Origin of the sequence: Helicobacter pylori, from assembly GCF_017594925.1 — a bacterium.
Lineage (GTDB): Bacteria > Campylobacterota > Campylobacteria > Campylobacterales > Helicobacteraceae > Helicobacter > Helicobacter pylori_DP.
The window spans coordinates 99,676-119,475 of sequence record NZ_JAALNT010000003.1; the positions used below are offsets into that span (position 1 = coordinate 99,676).

At 38.3% G+C, this 19,800-nt stretch carries 20 protein-coding genes and 2 pseudogenes; 14 read left to right on the forward strand and 8 right to left on the reverse strand.

All coding sequences use genetic code 11. The features are described 5' to 3' along the window. Positions 1-71 precede the first annotated feature (71 nt). The gene (dapF, locus tag G6069_RS02130) at positions 72-890 is read left to right on the forward strand and encodes a diaminopimelate epimerase (RefSeq protein ID WP_197293232.1); all 819 of its coding nucleotides are present in this window, start codon (positions 72-74) and stop codon (positions 888-890) included. Positions 891-1,002: 112 nt separating this feature from the next. Next, positions 1,003-1,650, forward strand: a complete 648-nt coding sequence (locus tag G6069_RS02135; protein WP_001148292.1) for a YkgB family protein — start codon at positions 1,003-1,005, stop codon at positions 1,648-1,650. A gap of 23 nt (positions 1,651-1,673) precedes the next feature. On the opposite strand, the gene G6069_RS02140 is transcribed toward G6069_RS02135, so the two are convergent. Next, positions 1,674-1,919, reverse strand: a complete 246-nt coding sequence (locus G6069_RS02140; protein WP_000418875.1) for a ribbon-helix-helix domain-containing protein — start codon at positions 1,917-1,919, stop codon at positions 1,674-1,676. 171 nt (positions 1,920-2,090) lie between these two features. Between G6069_RS02140 and G6069_RS02145 the strand changes: the two genes are divergently transcribed. From G6069_RS02145 to G6069_RS02175, 7 genes and pseudogenes are all read left to right on the forward strand, one after another. Continuing rightward, positions 2,091-3,341, forward strand: coding sequence for a hypothetical protein (locus G6069_RS02145; RefSeq protein ID WP_039091967.1), 1,251 nt, complete (start codon positions 2,091-2,093; stop codon positions 3,339-3,341). Positions 3,342-3,441: 100 nt separating this feature from the next. Continuing rightward, complete coding sequence (rpsU, locus tag G6069_RS02150; RefSeq protein ID WP_001117778.1) at positions 3,442-3,654, forward strand: 30S ribosomal protein S21; 213 nt, start codon at positions 3,442-3,444, stop codon at positions 3,652-3,654. Positions 3,655-3,692: 38 nt separating this feature from the next. After that, on the forward strand, positions 3,693-4,436 hold the full coding sequence (gene fabG, locus G6069_RS02155; protein ID WP_001160854.1) for a 3-oxoacyl-ACP reductase FabG: 744 nt from the start codon (positions 3,693-3,695) through the stop codon (positions 4,434-4,436). Positions 4,437-4,666: 230 nt separating this feature from the next. Further along, positions 4,667-4,903, forward strand: coding sequence for an acyl carrier protein (gene acpP / locus G6069_RS02160; protein WP_001163091.1), 237 nt, complete (start codon positions 4,667-4,669; stop codon positions 4,901-4,903). Between the two features lie 301 nt (positions 4,904-5,204). Continuing rightward, positions 5,205-6,443, forward strand: coding sequence for a beta-ketoacyl-ACP synthase II (locus tag G6069_RS02165; RefSeq protein WP_033638988.1), 1,239 nt, complete (start codon positions 5,205-5,207; stop codon positions 6,441-6,443). 22 nt (positions 6,444-6,465) lie between these two features. Next, positions 6,466-7,404 (forward strand): acetyl-CoA carboxylase carboxyl transferase subunit alpha, encoded by a 939-nt coding sequence (gene accA, locus G6069_RS02170; protein ID WP_001029385.1) that lies wholly within the window; start codon positions 6,466-6,468, stop codon positions 7,402-7,404. A gap of 425 nt (positions 7,405-7,829) precedes the next feature. Then, a pseudogene (locus G6069_RS02175) lies at positions 7,830-8,266 on the forward strand (hypothetical protein). 70 nt (positions 8,267-8,336) lie between these two features. On the opposite strand, the gene G6069_RS02180 reads toward G6069_RS02175, so the two are convergent. The 5 genes from G6069_RS02180 to rpmE are packed head-to-tail and all read right to left on the reverse strand — an operon-like array spanning position 8,337 to position 11,920. Next, entirely contained in the window at positions 8,337-9,158 is an 822-nt protein-coding gene (locus G6069_RS02180) for a hypothetical protein (RefSeq protein WP_197293234.1), read from the reverse strand. Continuing rightward, positions 9,155-10,120 (reverse strand): sialidase, encoded by a 966-nt coding sequence (locus G6069_RS02185; protein ID WP_197293235.1) that lies wholly within the window; start codon positions 10,118-10,120, stop codon positions 9,155-9,157. The genes G6069_RS02180 and G6069_RS02185 overlap by 4 nt, the downstream gene beginning before the upstream one ends. 12 nt (positions 10,121-10,132) lie before the next feature. Further along, positions 10,133-10,816 (reverse strand): 23S rRNA (guanosine(2251)-2'-O)-methyltransferase RlmB, encoded by a 684-nt coding sequence (gene rlmB / locus G6069_RS02190; protein WP_197293236.1) that lies wholly within the window; start codon positions 10,814-10,816, stop codon positions 10,133-10,135. Between the two features lie 12 nt (positions 10,817-10,828). Continuing rightward, the gene (gene rsmI, locus G6069_RS02195; RefSeq protein ID WP_197293237.1) at positions 10,829-11,692 is read right to left on the reverse strand and encodes a 16S rRNA (cytidine(1402)-2'-O)-methyltransferase; all 864 of its coding nucleotides are present in this window, start codon (positions 11,690-11,692) and stop codon (positions 10,829-10,831) included. Between the two features lie 24 nt (positions 11,693-11,716). Then, on the reverse strand, positions 11,717-11,920 hold the full coding sequence (gene rpmE, locus G6069_RS02200; protein WP_000715281.1) for a 50S ribosomal protein L31: 204 nt from the start codon (positions 11,918-11,920) through the stop codon (positions 11,717-11,719). Positions 11,921-12,184: 264 nt separating this feature from the next. On the opposite strand from rpmE, the gene rho reads away from it, so the two are divergent. After that, positions 12,185-13,501, forward strand: a complete 1,317-nt coding sequence (gene rho, locus G6069_RS02205) for a transcription termination factor Rho (RefSeq protein ID WP_001004710.1) — start codon at positions 12,185-12,187, stop codon at positions 13,499-13,501. 37 nt (positions 13,502-13,538) lie between these two features. Next, on the forward strand, positions 13,539-14,306 hold the full coding sequence (murI, locus tag G6069_RS02210) for a glutamate racemase (RefSeq protein ID WP_039086272.1): 768 nt from the start codon (positions 13,539-13,541) through the stop codon (positions 14,304-14,306). 158 nt (positions 14,307-14,464) lie between these two features. Here murI and G6069_RS08090 read toward each other — a convergent pair whose 3' ends face one another. Then, the gene (locus G6069_RS08090; protein ID WP_197293251.1) at positions 14,465-14,839 is read right to left on the reverse strand and encodes a C-terminal helicase domain-containing protein; all 375 of its coding nucleotides are present in this window, start codon (positions 14,837-14,839) and stop codon (positions 14,465-14,467) included. A 99-nt stretch (positions 14,840-14,938) separates the two neighbouring features. On the opposite strand from G6069_RS08090, the pseudogene G6069_RS08175 reads away from it, so the two are divergent. Further along, a pseudogene (locus G6069_RS08175) lies at positions 14,939-15,043 on the forward strand (RNA-guided endonuclease InsQ/TnpB family protein); the annotation flags it as partial. A gap of 62 nt (positions 15,044-15,105) precedes the next feature. Here the strand turns inward: G6069_RS08175 and cagA are convergent. Continuing rightward, positions 15,106-18,648 carry a type IV secretion system oncogenic effector CagA gene (gene cagA / locus G6069_RS02225; RefSeq protein ID WP_197293238.1) on the reverse strand — a complete coding sequence of 1,181 codons (3,543 nt, stop codon included), beginning with the start codon at positions 18,646-18,648 and terminating at the stop codon, positions 15,106-15,108. A 432-nt stretch (positions 18,649-19,080) separates the two neighbouring features. Between cagA and cagB the strand changes: the two genes are divergently transcribed. Together cagB and cagC are read left to right on the forward strand one after the other, a co-directional pair. Then, entirely contained in the window at positions 19,081-19,308 is a 228-nt protein-coding gene (gene cagB / locus G6069_RS02230) for a cag pathogenicity island protein B (RefSeq protein WP_033595527.1), read from the forward strand. 143 nt (positions 19,309-19,451) lie between these two features. Next, the gene (gene cagC / locus G6069_RS02235) at positions 19,452-19,799 is read left to right on the forward strand and encodes a cag pathogenicity island type IV secretion system protein CagC (RefSeq protein ID WP_197293239.1); all 348 of its coding nucleotides are present in this window, start codon (positions 19,452-19,454) and stop codon (positions 19,797-19,799) included. Position 19,800 lies beyond the last annotated feature (1 nt).

Genomic DNA, 19,800 nt, shown 5'->3' on the forward strand with positions numbered 1-19,800 from the left:
GCTAAAAAACGCTCTTTTAAGGATAAAAAACCTCTTTTAACTTATAATTAAAAGCAAAAAGGCTTGTATTAATGGTGTTTTACAAATATTCAGGGAGCGGGAATGATTTTTTAATCACGAAAAGTTTTAAAAAAAAAGATTTTTCCAATTTAGCCAAACAGGTGTGCCATAGGCATGAGGGTTTTGGGGCTGATGGGCTTGTGGTCGTCTTACCGAGTAAAGATTATGACTACGAATGGGATTTTTACAATTCAGACGGCTCTAAAGCTGGCATGTGCGGGAATGCGAGCCGTTGCGTGGGGTTATTTGCCTACCAACATGCTATAGCCCCTAAAGAGCATGTTTTTTTAGCCGGAAAAAGAGAGATTTCTATTCGCATAGAAGAGCCCAATATTATAGAGAGCAATCTTGGTAACTACAAAGTCCTAGACACCATACCCGCCTTAAGATGCAAAAAATTTTTTACTAACGACAGCGTTTTAGAACATATCCCTACTTTCTACCTCATAGATACAGGAGTGCCGCATTTAGTGGGATTTGTGAAAAATAAAAGGTTATTAAATTCTCTTAACACACTGGAATTAAGGGCTTTAAGGCATGAATTTAACGCTAATATTAACATCGCTTTTATAGAAAATAAAGAGACGATTTTTTTACAAACTTATGAAAGGGGGGTTGAAGATTTCACGCTAGCTTGCGGGACAGGCATGGCAGCGGTTTTTATCGCCGCGCGCATTTTTTATAACACGCCCAAAAAAGCCACTCTCATCCCTAAAAGCAACGAATCTTTAGAGCTTTCTTTAAAAAATGATGGAATTTTTTATAAAGGAATCGTGCGTTATATTGGCATGAGCGTTTTGGGCAGTGTTTTTGAAAATGGGTGTTTTTGATCATTATTTCTTGTAATGGTAATCAAAATGATTTTGTTGTAATTAAACATAATGCGCTATCATTTGCGAGCTGTTTTTAGCAATATAAAAAATATCCTAAAGGAATAAAACCATGCAAGCGTTAAAATCATTGCTTGAAGTGATTACAAAACTCCAGAATCTAGGCGGCTATTTGATGCATATAGCTATTTTCATCATTTTTATTTGGATTGGAGGGCTTAAGTTTGTGCCGTATGAAGCCGAAGGGATCGCTCCTTTTGTGGCTAATTCCCCTTTCTTTTCTTTCATGTATAAATTTGAAAAACCCGCATACAAACAACACAAAATGTCTGAATCCCAATCCATGCAAGAAGAAATGCAAGATGACCCTAAAATCGTTGAAAACAAAGAATGGCATAAAGAAAACCGCACTTATTTAGTGGCTGAAGCTTTAGGGATTACGATCATGATCCTAGGTATTTTGGTGCTTTTAGGGCTTTGGATGCCTTTAATGGGCGTGATTGGGGGCTTGCTTGTCGCTGGAATGACGATCACGACTCTATCCTTTTTATTCACAACACCAGAAGTGTTTGTCAATCAGCATTTCCCATGGCTTTCTGGGGCTGGAAGGCTAGTGGTTAAAGACTTGGCGTTATTTGCTGGAGGCTTGTTTGTGGCCGGATTTGATGCGAAACGCTATTTGGAGGGTAAAGGGTTTTGCTTGATGGATCGCTCATCGGTGGGGATTAAAACTAAATGCTCTAGCGGGTGTTGCTCTTAAAGAGCGAATGCCTTAAAGTAGGCTTAAAGCCTACTAGAAGAATCACAATTGATAGAAGAATCTTGGTTAGTGCCTTTTTTGTAAATGATTGTTTTTAAAATGTGGCGTTTGACAAAGGAATTGACGCTTTCTACTTCTTCATCCGCTAGTCGTCTTAAAACATCATGCTCTTCTTTAGAGAGATAAAAAGTAACTGAAAAATTGCGTTTCAACTCATCTACAGCGACACGCTTACGACCGGGTTTTATATTTTTATTTCCTAATTCCATTAAAATTTCCTTTTTTAGTTAGTATGTTGTAACATCATAACGGCTATTCTAACATGAAATAAACGCCATTTTATATTAAATCTAAAGAAAAATATTTTTAGATGTGCTAGAATACCCATTTGTTACAAGATAAGCTTTTTTATCAAAAAAATGATGACATAGGGGTAACAAGTGGCAATAAACACCTTTTTAAAACATTCTTTTTTAGTCTGTTTATTAGCGGTTAATTCTTACGCTTTTGATTGGAACATTTTTAAATACAATCTGGGTTTCAATATGTTCATCATGGACCATGAAGGCTCAACGCCTTATTGGGTCAATACTAACACCAATCTTAAAACCCGTTTGACTCCAAATTTTGGAATCCAATTTTATACAAGAGGTGTGGAGCAAAGCTTGACTGTGGGGGCGTATTTCTTTCAAAACTTCCATAATTACAGCACTAATTTTCCCTACCGTTGGGGGCCTACTATGTATTATAAGGCTAGAGGGAAGCGTTTTACTTTTTATGGAGGGATTTTCCCTAGGAAAAACCTCTTAGGGAGGTATGGTTTGAATATTTTTGCCCCTTATTATTGGTTTATAGATCCCAACGCTAGAGGGTTTTTATTGCAATTTCAAAACCATTATTCGCCTTCAAAACCCTATTATGGGCATGCGGAATTCATGCTAGATTGGTTTGGAGGCAATTGTTACAACACTTGTAAATTCGGGAGAAACCCTTATGGGAATGCAATGGACAGGTTTCAAATGAACGGCTCTGTCGCTTATAATTTCTTTAAGGATTTATTGGGTATTGGAGGGTATTTTGTCTTGTTCCATAATGAAGACAAATACCTTTTAAATGGCGCTGATGGCATGCAGTTTAATGAAAAAAAAGCGATTGATAGCAATAATATTTATCTTATGGATCGCCTCTACTTTAACGCTTACATAGGGACAAGCCTTTTAGACATCGCCCCCTTTATGGAAAAGCTCAACGCCAGTTTTGGCATGGTTTCTGAATCAAGCCGATTAAGGCAAATTCACAAAAATGTGCCTTTTATGAATAGCGTGGGCGGGCAATTTGATGTGGAGATTCAATACAAAGGCTTTGGAATACACAATTTATTTTTCTTCGCCAAGACCCCAGAGATGCCTTTTTATAACCAATACCAGTATGTTGAAATGTATTGCACACCTTCGTATTGCCCCACGCCTATTTATCGTGGCGTGCCATTCTTTCAAGCCAACATGTATAACCGTTTTGATTTTTATTACAATTGGAAAAACGACTTCGCATCGGTCCGCATCAACTTCGTGCTTAATGCGATGCGTGGGGGCTTTGATAGGAGCTTGCCTTGGTCAGAATCTTACCAAGTGTATATGACGGTCGCCTTTGATCCTTATAACCTTATTAACAAAATTGCTAGAAAAAAGTGAAAATTCTTGACAATCGGTTAATCTGTCTTATATAATATTATTTCGTTTGTAGCCATTGTTAAGCAATGATTTTAAGCTATGGAAAAGAGGTGATAGCAGTATGCCAGGGATTAAGGTTAGAGAAGGCGATGCGTTTGATGAAGCTTACAGAAGATTCAAAAAGCAAACCGATCGCAATTTGGTGGTAACAGAATGTCGCGCTAGAAGGTTCTTTGAGTCTAAGACTGAAAAACGCAAAAAACAAAAAATCAGCGCTAAAAAGAAAGTTTTGAAGCGTCTTTATATGTTAAGGCGTTATGAATCAAGACTGTAAGAACTTGAACGAATTTAAAATTTAAGGATTATTGAATAATGCAATTCACAGGGAAAAATGTTCTCATTACTGGAGCTTCTAAAGGCATTGGGGCCGAAATCGCCAAGACTCTCGCTTCTATGGGGCTGAAAGTTTGGATCAACTACCGCAGTAATGCTGAAGTGGCTGACGCTTTGAAAAATGAGCTTGAAGAAAAAGGCTATAAAGCGGCCGTTATTAAATTTGATGCGACTTCTGAAAGCGATTTTGTTGAAGCGATACAAACCATTGTCCAAAGTGATGGAGGTTTGTCTTACTTGGTGAATAACGCTGGTGTGGTGCGCGATAAATTAGCGATCAAAATGAAGACAGAAGACTTTCACCATGTCATAGACAATAACCTCACTTCAGCTTTTATAGGTTGCCGAGAGGCTTTAAAGGTGATGAGCAAGAGTCGTTTTGGGAGCGTGGTCAATATCGCTTCTATCATTGGTGAAAGAGGCAATATGGGGCAGACAAACTACTCAGCGAGTAAGGGGGGAATGATTGCGATGAGCAAGTCCTTTGCTTATGAGGGAGCTTTAAGGAATATTCGTTTCAACTCTGTAACGCCCGGTTTTATAGAAACCGACATGAACGCCAATTTGAAAGACGAACTCAAAGCGGATTATGTTAAAAACATTCCTTTAAACAGGCTAGGGTCTGCTAAGGAAGTGGCAGAAGCGGTAGCGTTTCTTTTGAGCGATCACTCTAGTTACATCACTGGGGAGACTCTCAAGGTCAATGGCGGGCTTTATATGTAGTCCTAAACAAAGGGTTCTTTTAGCGATAAAAGTTTGTAAGTAGCAAAAATCATGCTAACATTATGAGGTTATTCTAAAACAAAGAGGTTATTGTCAAATGGGGATTATTTACTTAATATTGTTTCTCATTGTAATTTATTTGTTGTATAGGATTTTAGATGTTTTGGAGCAAAAATAAACGCTCCAATGATGGTTGATTTAATTTTTACAAAAACAAGGGAGTTTTAATTATGGCTTTATTTGAAGATATTCAGGCAGTTATTGCTGAGCAGTTGAATGTGGATGCAGCACAAGTTACGCCAGAGGCGGAATTTGTGAAGGATTTGGGTGCGGACTCTTTAGATGTCGTGGAATTAATCATGGCGTTAGAAGAAAAGTTTGGCATTGAAATTCCTGATGAGCAAGCGGAAAAAATCGTCAATGTGGGCGATGTGGTGAAGTATATTGAGGATAATAAACTAGCTTAATCTTTTTAACTTGGAGCGTTTGTCTTTAGGTTTTAGTCAAAAATTTGACTTTAGCTAAGTTTTATCCTAACAGCACAAAAAAATCCGTCCTTTAGGTCGCAAGATATAAGTGCATAGCTGTTAGGCTATATTCAAGCTAAAAGAGGTTAAAATAGTCTTTTTGGGGTAGGAAATATCCATGCAGACTTTAAAGAACAAAGCCTTTCGTGTTAGCATTCAATGGAATGCTTTAGTTAGGAAGCCCCTTGCTTTAGAAAGGGGCGGTTTCACTGAATTAAAGTTTTGAAATGAGGAGCTATTGGTGCGTCGGATTGTAGTAACTGGAATGGGAATGATCAATTCGCTAGGTTTAAATAAAGAAGATTCTTTTTTAGCGATCGCTAAGGGAGAATGCGGTATCAAACACATAGAAAGTTTTGATGCGAGCGCGTTTCCTGTGCGTATTGCTGGAGAAATCACTGACTTTGACCCTACAGAGGTGATGAATCCCAAAGATGTTAAAAAGGCGGGTCGTTTCATTCAATTAGCCTTGAAAGCCACAAGAGAGGCGATGAAAGATAGTGGGATTTTAGACGCTCATAATAGATGCCCTGAAGAATTGGCAAACCGCATGGGCGTAAGCTCTGGCTCTGGGATTGGCGGGTTAGGCAATATTGAAGCGAATTCCATTTTTTGTTTTGAAAAAGGCCCTAGAAAAGTCAATCCCTTTTTTATCACTTCTGCGTTAGTGAATATGATTGGTGGTTTCACTTCCATTGAGTTTGGCATTAAAGGGCCTAATCTCTCTAGCGTAACGGCTTGTGCAGCAGGCACTCATGCCATTATTGAAGCCGTTAAAACCATTTTGCTTAATGGTGCTGATAAAATGCTAGTCGTAGGAGCGGAATCCACCATTTGTCCTGTAGGGATTGGGGGGTTTGCGAGCATTAAAGCCCTTTCTACAAGGAATGATGATCCCAAAAAAGCTTCAAGACCTTTTGATAAGGATCGCAATGGCTTTGTGATGGGCGAAGGCGCTGGGGCTTTGGTGCTTGAAGAATACGAGAGCGCAAAAAAAAGAGGGGCGAAAATTTATGCAGAATTTGCCGGGTATGGCGAGAGCGGCGATGCTAACCATATCACAGCCCCGGCCCCTGAGGGTGAAGGAGCTTTTAGAGCCATGAAAATGGCTTTAGAAATGGCGAAAGTGGAAGTAGGCTATGTGAACGCTCATGGGACTAGCACGCATTATAACGATTGGTATGAAAGCATCGCTCTAAAAAATGTGTTTGGCTCTAAAGAAAAAGTCCCTCCTGTTAGCTCCACTAAAGGGCAGATTGGGCATTGTTTGGGCGCTGCGGGTGCGTTAGAAGCCGTTATTTCTATCATGGCCATGAATCAAGGGATCTTACCTCCTACCATCAATCAAGAAACGCCTGACCCAGAATGCGATTTGGATTATATCCCTAATGCGGCCAGAGAAAAGCAAGTGGATGCGGTGATGAGTAACTCATTTGGTTTTGGTGGCACTAATGGTGTTGTGATTTTCAAAAAAGCCTAGTTTTACGAAGTTAGGATTTTGAATGGCCATTTATTTAGATTTTGAAAATCATATTAAAGAGATTCAAAATGAAATTGAATTAGCCCTTATTAGAGGCGATGAGGACGCTAAAGAAATCTTAGAAAAAAGATTGGACAAAGAAGTTAAAAGCATTTACTCCAATCTCACTGATTTTCAAAAACTCCAATTAGCAAGACACCCTGACAGACCCTACGCTATGGATTACATTGATTTGATCTTAAAAGATAAGTATGAAGTCTTTGGGGATAGGCATTATAACGATGATAAAGCGATCGTGTGTTTTATAGGGAAAATTGATAATGTTCCGGTTGTGGTGATCGGAGAAGAAAAAGGCAGAGGGACTAAAAACAAGCTCTTAAGAAATTTTGGCATGCCTAACCCTTGTGGCTATCGTAAGGCCTTGAAAATGGCAAAGTTTGCTGAAAAGTTTAATTTGCCTATTCTAATGCTTGTAGATACAGCCGGGGCGTATCCGGGGATTGGTGCAGAGGAAAGAGGCCAGAGTGAAGCGATCGCTAAAAATCTTCAAGAGTTCGCTTCCTTAAAAGTCCCTACTATTTCTGTAATTATCGGTGAAGGGGGTAGTGGTGGTGCGTTAGCGATTGCAGTGGCAGACAAGTTAGCCATGATGGAATATTCCATTTTTAGCGTTATATCCCCAGAAGGCTGTGCGGCGATTCTTTGGGATGACCCTAGCAAGACTGAAGTGGCTATTAAAGCGATGAAAATCACGCCCAGAGACTTAAAGGAGGCGGGGCTTATTGATGATATTATCTTAGAGCCTAGCAAAGGGGCTCATAGAGACAAATTTTCAGCCGCTAACACGATCAAAGAGTATTTTTTAGACGCTCTAAGGACTATCCAACAAGACCCTCATTTCCTTGACAACCGCTATCAAAAATTGATGTCGCTTGGTTCGTTTGTGGAGGGCATGAATTAGATCTATAAAAAACTTTGTGTTTTTAAACTTTATTTTAAACTCATTCTCTTAAGGAAATAAGGGGCGTTTTGGAATAATTCTCCAACTAAAATCCCCCCTAAAGACCGCTTTTAAAAATACCGCTTGAATAAAATCAAACTCTCTACTATCCAATCTTAAAAAATGCAATATTTTTTTGATAACCAACGCTCAATAAAAACAAAGCCAAATTTTTCACCACTTGCTATCATTTTAGAAAAAGGAGAATATTTCACATAGTTTGTATAATAATATAAAAAATATCATTGTGTTACTAATCTGCTATATCTATCCTTTTGTTTGAATATAAAAAGACAATCATCATGCTCAGCGTATTGAATGAAAGCATTCTTATTTTACAATACAAAAGTTAGGTCTAATGGTATTTTAAAAAAGAAAGAAACCCCATGGTTATATATAAAAAAATCAAAAGCCGCTTTTCTAGAAATCGGTCTTTAAGGAATAGGGGCAGGCATTTTGCATCTGCAAGCGTGTATTTTTTCTCACTTCTTGTCATTACAGCAGTTAATAGAAGTAGTGCAGTTGCTTGGTTATTGATGCCTGAACATTTGATTGGGTGGTTTTTGATTTCTTTTAGTGGGGAATTTGTAGCAGACATGGCGTTTGGCAAAAAAAGTAAGATCTTTAAAACCCGCTTTGGAATTTCTATTGTGAGCGGCGTTTCACTATTGCTTGGTGCTTTACCAGCGCATTTATTTTTGTATGGTTTGGTTTCATTAATTGGTGGGCTGTCCTTTTTATAGAAGCGGGAGCTGATCTATTGGTGGGCTGTGTGATACAAAAGATTTTTTTTGGTAAATATTGGGTGGATCGCTATTATTAAGGCTCTCTTTTTTCAAATTTAAAAGCGGATTTTCTCATATTCCAATCAATTAAATAAGGGTTACCCCTACTTAAGGCATCGCATCAAAAACCACGCTGATCCCATTTTTTAAAATGATAGGGTTTTTTGCGTCAGTGATCTGGATAAAACGCACGCCATCAAGCAAGTTAAGAGCGATTTCTTGTTGTCTGTTTTCTTTAGCAATGATTTGAATGATCTTTAAGTTTTCATCATAAAAAATGATTTTGGGTTGCCACAAAGGGTTATTAGAGCTTATTTTTAAATACGCGTTTTGATCCACGCTCAGCCAATATTTCCCGCTCGCTTCCTTAAACTCCACAGGATCGCTACTCAAAACTAAGGCTCTCGCATTAGGGAGCTTGACTTCTTGTAAAGAAAAATCGTATTCCCACTCTTTCAAGGATATGCGCCTAATATCCACAAAATCAAAACCATGCCTTTTCATCGTCTCTATCAAAATGTTAGGGTCTAAAACATATTCCGTTTTAAGCTCGTATGAAAAAACATTCTCGCCCAAAGAGCTTTGCATTTTAATAGGCAAAACATACGAATACCCCATCATGTTCAAAGAATTGTTGATGCTTTTGGCAAACGCTAGGGGATTGCTTGAAGCCTTGAAAGTGATTTTTAACACGCTTGGTTTGTCAAAATTAAACGATAAAAGCCCGTTTTCTTTGAGAGTGTTAAGCAATTTTAAGGAATCCAAACGCCCCATTGCATAGAAATCCTTACGATTTTTAAACAAACGCTCTAAAAAAAGCTTGTTCATGTGGTAGGATCGCTCCCCCATTAAATTCTCAACCTTATCGTTTAAAGCATCAGCGTTTAAAAGCATTCCCCCAACAATAAAAGCTAAAAAAAGCTTGTTCATTGCTGGAGCGCTTTGTATTGGGCCTCATTGATGAGCGTTAAGCCTTTATTTGGCTCGTATAAAAACCGCCTAGTTTTGCTGTCGTTATAATCTTGTTCTTGATGGTTGTTTTTAAGAATAAGATGCCCATGCCCAAAGCGTAACAACAAGCGGTGGTTTTTAGCCTCTAAAGGATAACTTTTTTTAAAAACCTTTTGAAAAGAGTTTTTTTTCTCATCTAAATCAATCACTTCTACCCAAATATCTTTTTTAGGGATAATGTAAATGGTATTAGGATTTTCTTTGATCGCTTCTTTGCCTTGCTTGTCGTGTTCTTTGTGTTTTTCTTCTGGTTTAGGCGTTGGCTCTGGCTTATTTTCTTCTGTAGGACTAACTTCATTGAAAGAACTATTTTTAGTGTCGGGCTTAATAGCGCTTTCTTGCTCTCTCTCTTCTTTTAAAGAAGAGCTGTTTTGAATGATAACGACCACTAAAATAATGACAACCACCCCTAAAACGATAACAAAGGGTTTCCATTTGGAAGACTTTTTGGATAATGAAGTATTGGCTTGATTGATGCTGTAATCCAATTCAACCTTAAGGGGTTTTTTTGCTGTTTCTTCAGGGCTTGTTTCTTGTTTTTGCTCTTCTCCCACGCCCTCTTTAAAAACACACACTTTGTCAAATTCTTTCACCCATGCGCTCAAATCAATTTTATACTCGCGCTCTAAAATCTGTATAAAACCCCTAGCATGCACCCTTGATAAAGACTCATAGCGTTTTTCCAAGATAGAATGGATATTTTTAGAAGCGATTTTAGTCGCCTTGCAAATTTCTGCCACTCCAACTTCTTTTAAAATCTGCAAATTTTTATCTAAATTTTTAAGCGATAATTCTTCTAAAGCCGCACCAGAAATATCTTTAGAAATGTTTTGAACATCAGAAAGATCTAAATTTTCTAAACTTTTTTTATTCTGTTCCATTCAATTGACCACCTAGTTGATTTTATCCATTAAGATCCCTGCCGCCACGCTCACATTGAGCGAATCAAAATCCCTTCGCATCTTTACACTTAATATCATATCCATTTTAGCAAGGATTTTTTTAGACAACCCCTCATGCTCGCTCCCCAAAAAAAGAGCACATTTTTTTAAGGATAGATTTTCTGCTTGGCTAGAGCCTTGCATGCTCGCACCCAAACATAAAAACCCGCTCGTTTTCAATTCATTGATTAAATCCAGCGTGTTAGGCATAACGCTAAAAGGCAAATCATACATAAGCCCCAAGCTGGATCGCACAATCCCCTCATAAGCCAATTCTTTAGCAAAATCTAAAATAACGCCATCCATTCCTAAGCAATACGCGCTCCTAAAAATACCTCCAATATTCCCCACATCCGTAATCCCGCAAAGCACCAAAAGTTTTTGAGCTTTTTTAATTTCTTTTAAAGAAACCGCTAAGGGCAGTTCCACTTTAGCTAAAACCCCTTGATGATTGCCCCCCTTAGCCAAGCTTTGCGCTTTTTTATTATCCACTTTGATGATATTAGGGCATGCTTTTTTGAGCGCGAAAAAAAACTTTTTGTCTATTTCTTTAGAAAGATAGATTTCTTGCAATTTTTCTTGATGAGAGTTTAGAATATGCATAACCACCTGCTTGCCATAAATTACTGCTTGCATGCTAAACCCCTTTTATTGATTTTTTTCTTCTAACAAACGCTGGAAATAAAGCTCTTTAGCGTTTTTTTGTGTTATAGCGGCTTCAATTTTAGCCTTAATTTTAGGAGGCAAATCCAACTCCAATAACGCTGATAGCCCCATGCAAGGCTCTATTTTTTTCTCGTTCAAAAGCACTAAAACCCATTCCCCTTGGATATTGCTCTTTTGCAATTGCGTCATGATTTGAGAAACCTCTCCTAAATAATATTGTTGATGAAGTTTGGTAAGCTCCTTAGCCGCAAACAAATGCATGCCTTGAGCCAGATCGTTTAAATCCTTTAAAGTCTCCAACAATCGGTGCGGGCTTTCATAAAAAACCACCGGGGTTTTTTCCTCCAAATACGCTAAAGCGTTTAAAATTTTAGCGATTTTTAAGCGCCTTTCCTTGCTCTTATGGGGTAAAAAACCGGCGTAAAAAAACCGCCCTTCTAAAAACCCGCTCGCGCAAAACGCCGTAATGAGCGCGTTAGCCCCGGGCAAAACATCGTATTGGAGGTTGTGTTTTAAAGCGTAAGCGGCTAAACTCATGCTCGGATCACTCAAACTAGGCATGCCCGCATCGCTCATCACAGCGATTTCTTTGTCAAAAAAAGAAAGCTCTATTTGGTTTAAAAATTCCTGGTCATTGTGCGAATGGAAAGCGATAAACTCCCTTTTTTTAGCCGCAATATTAGGGAAAGAATGGCTAATAATAGGGTTTTTTGCAAGCAAATGCAACAGCCTCTTACTCACCCTTGTATCTTCGCACAAAAAAACCTCGCAACGCTCTAAAACTTCTAATGTGCGTAGCGTGATGTCAGCGAGATTACCTATTGGGGTGGGCAAAAAATACAACACAAAAAGCCACGCTTTTTAAAAAAATTACTTCAAATTGTAGCGTTGCTTGAATTTCTCTACTCTCCCTGCAGTGTCAGCGATTTTATCGCTACCGGTATAGAAAGGGTGGCAAAAGCTAGAAATATCAATACGCATTTCAGACTTGGTGCTTAAAACTTCAATTTCTTTCCCGCTAGTTACGCAAGTAACTTTGCATGGGATATATTCGGGGTGAATGCCTTTTTTCATCAAGTATCCTTTATTCTTAAATTTAAACCTAAAATTATAGCATAAGTCATAATAAATTAAAACCACTCTAAAGTTAAAATAAAATTTGACTTTGTTAAAAAAATTATGATAGCATAACGAAGCATTACGAAATTCAACGCTTGTGGCATGCGCCACTTATTAGCATCTTTTGATTACACTAATTCTTTAAGAATGCTTTAGCTTTTTGTACTTTTATCTTAATTGAAACAACTAGAAACCTCTTTTTAATTAAAAGGAAATTTAATGAACGAAAACGCGCCTACGCACAAAAGTTCGCACAAGGTCAAAACCCACACGCCAGTGAGCGGTTATCACATTGAAGATTTACGCACCTACCCTACTGAAAAGCTTTTAGAAATCGCTAACAAGCTCAAAGTGGAAAACCCCCAAGAATTCAAACGACAAGACTTGATGTTTGAAATTTTAAAAACCCAAGTCACGCAAGGCGGATACATTCTTTTTACCGGGATTTTAGAAATCATGCCTGATGGCTATGGCTTTTTAAGAGGGTTTGACGGGAGTTTTTCAGACGGGCATAACGACACATATGTTAGCCCTTCTCAAATCAGGCGTTTTGCTTTAAGGAATGGCGATATTGTTACCGGTCAAGTGCGATCCCCCAAAGACCAGGAAAAATACTACGCCCTTTTAAAAATAGAAGCCATCAATTATTTGCCTTCAGATGAGATTAAAAACCGCCCTTTGTTTGACAATCTAACCCCCCTATTCCCTGATGAACAGATCAAATTAGAATACGAATCCACTAAAGTTACCGGCAGAATGCTAGATTTATTCAGCCCTGTGGGGAAAGGGCAAAGGGCTTTGATCGTCGCGCCGCCAAGGACCGGGAAAACAGAGCTGATGAAAGAGCTCGCCCAAGGCATCACTTCTAACCACCCTGAAGTGGAACTGATTATCCTTCTAGTGGATGAGCGCCCTGAAGAAGTTACGGATATGCAACGAAGCGTTAAAGGTCAAGTCTTTAGCTCCACTTTTGATTTGCCGGCCAATAACCACATAAGAATCGCTGAATTGGTTTTAGAAAGGGCTAAAAGGCGAGTGGAAATGGGCAAAGATGTGGTGGTTTTATTGGATTCTATCACCCGTTTAGCCAGGGCGTATAACGCTGTAACGCCTTCAAGCGGTAAGGTTTTAAGCGGGGGCGTGGATGCGAACGCCTTGCACAGGCCCAAGCGCTTTTTTGGGGCCGCAAGGAACATTGAAGAAGGTGGGAGCTTGACGATTATCGCTACGGCGTTGATTGAAACGGGATCCAGAATGGATGAGGTGATTTTTGAAGAATTTAAAGGCACCGGGAATAGCGAAATCGTTTTAGCGAGGAATATTGCAGACAGGCGCATTTACCCGGCCTTTGATATTTTAAAATCCGGCACACGAAAAGACAATATCTTGCTTGGCAAAGACCGCTTGACTAAAGTGTGGGTTTTAAGGAATGTGATGCAACAAATGGACGACATAGAAGCCTTAAGCTTTGTGTATTCTAAAATGCAACAAACTAAGGACAATGAAGAATTTTTAAATTTAATGAATGAAAAATAAAATCCCTAATTAATCCCATTAAATTAAAAATAGTGTCATGAAAATAGGCGTTTTTGATAGCGGTGTGGGAGGGTTTAGCGTTTTAAAAAGCCTCTTAAAAGCGCAACTATTTGATGAAATCATCTATTATGGCGATAGCGCTAGAGTGCCTTATGGCACTAAAGACCCCACCACGATCAAGCAATTTGGCTTAGAGGCTTTGGATTTTTTCAAACCGCACCAGATTAAATTATTGATTGTAGCATGCAACACAGCAAGCGCTCTAGCTTTAGAAGAGATGCAAAAGCATTCCAAAATCCCTATTGTGGGCGTGATTGAGCCAAGCATTTTAGCGATCAAACAACAAGTGGCAAATAAAAAAGCCCCTATTTTGGTGCTAGGGACAAAAGCGACGATCCAATCCAACGCTTATGATAACGCTCTGAAACAACAAGGCTATTTGAATGTTTCGCATTTGGCCACTTCTCTTTTTGTGCCTTTGATTGAAGAAAGTATTTTAGAGGGCGAATTGTTAGAAACTTGCATGCGTTATTATTTCACTCCCTTAAAGATTTTACCTGAAGTGATTATTTTAGGTTGCACGCATTTTCCCTTAATCGCTCAAAAAATTGAGGGCTATTTTATGGGGCATTTTGCCCTTCCAACGCCCCCCCTACTCATCCATTCTGGCGATGCCATTGTGGAATATTTGCAACAAAAATACACCCTTAAGAAAAACGCATGTGCATTCCCTAAAGTGGAATTTCATGCGAGCGGTGATGTGATCTGGCTAGAAAAACAAGCTAAAGAATGGCTCAAATTGTAACGCTAATAAAATAACTCAACTCCAAAAAGGGGCTATAGCTCACATTATAAAGGGTATTGTGTTGATTATAAAAAGCGCTTTAGAGAGATTTATGAAAGCGTTTTGAAAAAGCGTTTTGAAGCGAATAATATCTGATGATTATCTTTGGAAAAGATTACCTATCTGAAGACTTGCAAAATAGTGCTAAAGATATTCTTCTCATCGCTTCGCAAATTCTCAAAGAAAGACTTTTTGCCCACAAAAATGAGATTTTCTTTTGCCCTAGAAATAGCTACATTCAAGCGTTTAGAATCTAGCAAGAAAGAAAGATTACCATAAGTTTTCACGGTGGAATAAATAATAATATCTGCCTCCTCGCCTTGAAAGGCATCCACAGTGTCTATCTTGAGTTCATCAAAATTCTTGAAGCCGCATTTTTCCACTTCTGATCGCAAGCGTCTTTTTTGGGCATTATAAGGTGTGATAATTCCTATGGTTTTTCTGATTTTTCTTTGGTTAAGAGCGCGATTGATTTGCTCTAAAAGCTCTATGATTTTTTGAACTTGATCTTTGTTATAGCTACTTGTTTTTTCTAGTTGATGCTCTCTTTATAACCCTTAATTAATTCTGCACTATAAAGCACGAACGCACAATCAAATTTAATTTTAAGCAAAGGGTTAAGTTTTTTTGGGGTAGGAAATATCCATGCAGACTTTAAAGAACAAAGCTTTTCGTTAGTGTCTGTCGGGATATTTTAAGTTAAAAAACCCCTTGTTTTTAGCAAGGGGTGGTTTTTGCGTTTTTGGTATTCCTTAATCCTTTAAGATTTTTGGAAACCACCTTTTGTATTAACATTTTTGATTCCATGCTCTGCATTTTCCCCCGCCAAGCAGTAATATCCTGTAGAAAATGCATTGGCTAAAAATTGCGTAAAGCCAGACTTAACGTCTTTTACAGCATTGTTCAACTTGGTGGAAAACTTGAACGAATCAGAATAATCTTTCATATTCTTCTGGTTGAAGCCAATTTTATCATACTCTGACAAAGGAACGCTTCCCACATTATGCGCAACTATCTTATCATTCACGAGCTTGAGCCACTCAGGGTTTTTTTGCGTTAGCATACCGGTCGCTTTTTCATTGATTGCTCCATTTTGGACATTGCTATTAATGCGTGTGTGGCTGTTAGTAGCGTAATTGTCTAGTTTCGCCGACAAACTAGCAGGCACTTTTTTTGCACTTTCAGCCCATAGATTCATAGTATTGTTTTTTGTAGAATCTTTGAGCTTGTCTATCATTCGCTCTAGATTGCCAAAAAAACCTGCTTTAGCTTCTGATACCGCTTGATTGAGATTGTCAATTTTCTGAGCCAATTCTTGATTCCTTGAAAGCCCTACCTTACTGAGATCATCAACTTTATCATGCCTTTTCAAAGGGAAAGGTCCGCCGAGATCATCAATTGTAGCATAAATGGGTTCAGGGCTAACCGATCGCCCTACCTTACTGAGATCATCAACTTTATCATGCCTTTTCAAAGGGAAGCCCGCTGCTTGCCCTACACCACCCAAACCACTTGCTATTTGATTGAGTCGGTCAATTTTTGCATTTACCTTTTTAGCAACTTGAGCGTAAATGGGTTCTTCAGGGCTAGCTACTTGTCCTGCTTTCTTTTTATTAACTTTAGCATAAATGGGTTCGTTTTTGAGTCCATTATTGTTATTGTTATTGAAATTTCCAAGTTTTGCATTCAACTCTTTCTTGATGTCCGAAAAGTTTTTAGAAAGAGTTGTGGCTTCTGCTTTAGATAACCCATTACCGACTAGGGTTCCGTTTACACCATTCTTAACGGATTGGTATATTTCAGATTTTTTTCCAATATTGAAACTTTCATTTTTTTGAGCTTGTTGAGCCAATTGCTCCTTTGAGAAGTTTTTGAGATCGGCTAACGCTTGCTCTACCCTACTGAAATCACCCGTTGCTTTAGCCACTGATACCGCTTGATTGAGATCATCAACTTTAGCCGTTATCTTTTGATTGAAGATCGCATCTTTAATGGAATTTTCAAGGTCGCTTTTTGCTTGCGTTACCTTGCTGAAATCCTTATTTTTGCCATTTTTGAAGTCATTCAAAGCTGCATTAAGGTTTTCAACTTTTGAAATCCATTCTGGATTGATACCTAAATCTTTCACCGAGCCTTTAAGGGCTTTTAGTGTTTCTTCTGCCTTGCTGAAATCCTTATTTTTGCCATTTTTGAATTCATCAAAAGATTTACTAAAGTCTTTCAAATCCTTGTTGACATTTTCAAGTTTATCAGACAATTCCCTTTTGATGCCTTTAAGATTTTGAGCGTAAGCGATTGCTCTTGCATCCCTATTAGCCTCTTTATTGATCAACGCAAAAATCTCATCTTTTTTGCTGTTAGCTTGAGCTTTTGCTTCCATTTTATTTTTGTTGCCGCTTTTGCTCTCCAATTTTTTCTCTACTTCTTTCTCCAAATGCTCTCGTTTCCTTAGAGATTTTTCAAGATCTTTCTGAGCTTTTTTCACTTCATCATAGTTGCCTGTGTTTTTAGCGTCAGCTACAGCTTTATTGAAGTTTAAAGCTTTTCCAACCAATTCTTTGTTGCTGCTCAAAAAATCTTTGATAAGCTTATTAGCTTCTTGTAGGGACAATCCTTTAGCGGCTAGTTTATCCTCTAAATTCCGCCTTACGAAACTAGTGATAGCGAGATTATTTAAATCAGGCAAATTAAAGACAGCTACCTTGTTAAAGCCTGCGTCTAAATGGGAAACGCCATTCGTAGCACCCACACCCTTATTGGGATTCTTGGAGGCGTTGGTGTATTTGAAATTAGAATAATCAACAAACATCACGCCATCATGTTTTAGGTTACCTTGAAGAGTAACATTTTTCTCCCTATCTAAAGCTTTATCTGCTTTTTTCCCATAATCTTTGAGAGTGTAGCTCAAATCCCCATTACCAAACTCAGTAATTAAAGCTGAATGTTTTGGGTCTTTTTTAGAAACAAAAGCAATACGATCATTCCCTAGGGCGTCTAAATAAGCCTTAGAGTCTTTTTGGAAATCCTTAATCTCAGTTCGGAATTTTTCTTTCTCTTTCTCGCTCAAGTTGTCTAATTTAGCATTATTTTGTGCAAGAAATTCCATGAAATCTACTTTGTTTCGGATCTCTTCTTGACTCAATGCTCGTTGTGAGCCTGTGAGTTGGTCTTCTTTGTAGAGATAAAAACTAGGATTATTAATCCCTTTCTCACCACCTGCTATGACTAAGCCACTGCCGTTTTTCATATGCACATTAATTATTGTAGCCACATTGTTACCTTGTTGGTCTTTATAACCAACGGTGGCGTTCCAATCGTGTTTGGCTCCAAAACCACCATTGCCCGCATACAATAATGAAACTTTTTCAGGTTCTATGCCATTATGACTCCCCATTAACACAGAAGACAGAGCGTTATTGTGAATCAATAATTGATTGAACTTGTAATTAGGATCAATGTCGGCGACGCCCTCAACATCTAACATTTCCATATCGCCAAGAGTGAATTTAGAAAAATTACCCCTTTCATCAAGCAAATCCCTAGCTTCAGGCGGTAAGCCTTGTATGTCGGTGGTGGTAGTGGCTATATCTGGTTGGACATGGGGAACTGGCTCTTGATTGATTGCTTCTTTGACATCAGAAGATTGTTTTTTGTCAAATATAAACGAGAGAAAAATATCCAACCAATCCCCACCAGTAGGCCCTCCATTTTTTTCTGCTTCTTGCCTTTCTTTCAAGGATTCATCAAACACGCCCATGAACTTTTGATCCGTTCGGATTTGATTCCCTATGATGATTCCTGCAAAAGATTGTTTGGCAGATTTCAAAAACTCTGCTTTTTCTTTGTCATCAGAGATAGGGGGTTGTATGATATTTTCCATAAAATTTCGGATCGATCGGGTGTTGATTTTAGACGGATCGTTTTGATGGGACACCCAACTTGTGAAAATTCGGTAACGCTGATCCCCAAATTTCTGAAAGCTCTTTGTGGAAGATTCTACATCAATGAGATTGTCTTTGTTGATTAAATCATTGCTCTTATTGATAAAGTCTGAAAAATACTGATTCTTTTTGGTAGGATTTTTGATCGCTTTATTGGAGTATTCTTCCCTTAATTGCGAGATTCCATCAAAAGCTTGCCTGTTATCCCTATCGTTCTTATCAACGATTGGTTTTTGATCAGGATCAAATGAAGCGACAGCGTTATCAAGCTTAAGAAAAGCCACTTGAAGATTATTGATAAATTGCTGCGGGTTAAAAGCCGCTTCGGTTTGTGGTTGTTGGTCAATAGTTTCGTTAGTCATTGTTTCTCCTTACTATACCTAGTTTCATACCTATCGGTATGGTATCAAAGACTGCTAAAAATCGCTACACACTTGAGTAATCAATTCATGTCTTTGAACATTATTACTATACCACAATATTGAAAATATTTGGCATTTTTTCATCAATATTGAAAAAGCCCGATCGTTGCAGGCGTCTAAAGGCTAGGGACGATTCACATTTTTACCCACAATTAACAAAAATTTGCTAAAATGGACAAATTTTAACAAGAACAATAAACTAAGAAATGAGCCTTTTTGAAGAAATCAAATGCAACGCTAAAGATGGTTGGAGAAATGGTTGGACAAGGTGAGTGCATGAAGCGTTCTAAAAATAGTTTGGTTTGTGTGTCATGCTTACTATAGCATGTATAATTAAGCGTTTGTGATCCACAGATCCGCATGGGAAACAAAATGGAAAACAAATCAATAGGACAGATTTTCAAAGACAGCTTCAAAAAAAGTTTCTTTAGTGGTCTATGGAGTTGCTTAAAGTGGAGCTTTATTCTCACTCTGATCAGCTTGGGTTTGTTTCTGCTTGTTTTTAGGTTTCAACCTGAGACGATTAAAAAATACATCAAAGATCCTAAAGATCTACAATTCTACGATGACTTGAGAAAGAAAAATGGTTGGGACAAGTAGGTTTATTGTTCCTGAATGATGTCAGTTGTCAAACAAAAGCGTCGGTTTTGATTTAAATTTATGAAGTAGTGCTTGTATGAATAGTATAAAAATACTTTTTTTTGATATACTCAAGCGATTGATTTCAATTTGAAAGGAAACGCATGAAATTTTTTACAAGAATCACTGACAGCTACAAGAAAGTTGTAGTAACTTTAGGGCTAGTGATGACAACCAATCCTTTAATGGCGGTTACCAGTCCTGCAACAGGCGTCACTGAGACTAAAACTTTGGTTGTTCAGATCATTTCTGTTCTAGCGATCGTAGGTGGTTGCGCTCTAGGGGTCAAAGGCATAGCGGATATTTGGAAAATCTCTGATGACATCAAAAGAGGTCAGGCGACTGTTTTTGCTTATGCACAGCCCATAGCTATGTTAGCGGTGGCAGGCGGTATTATCTATTTGAGCACTAAGTTTGGCTTCAATATTGGCGAGAGTGGAGGAGCTAGCTAAA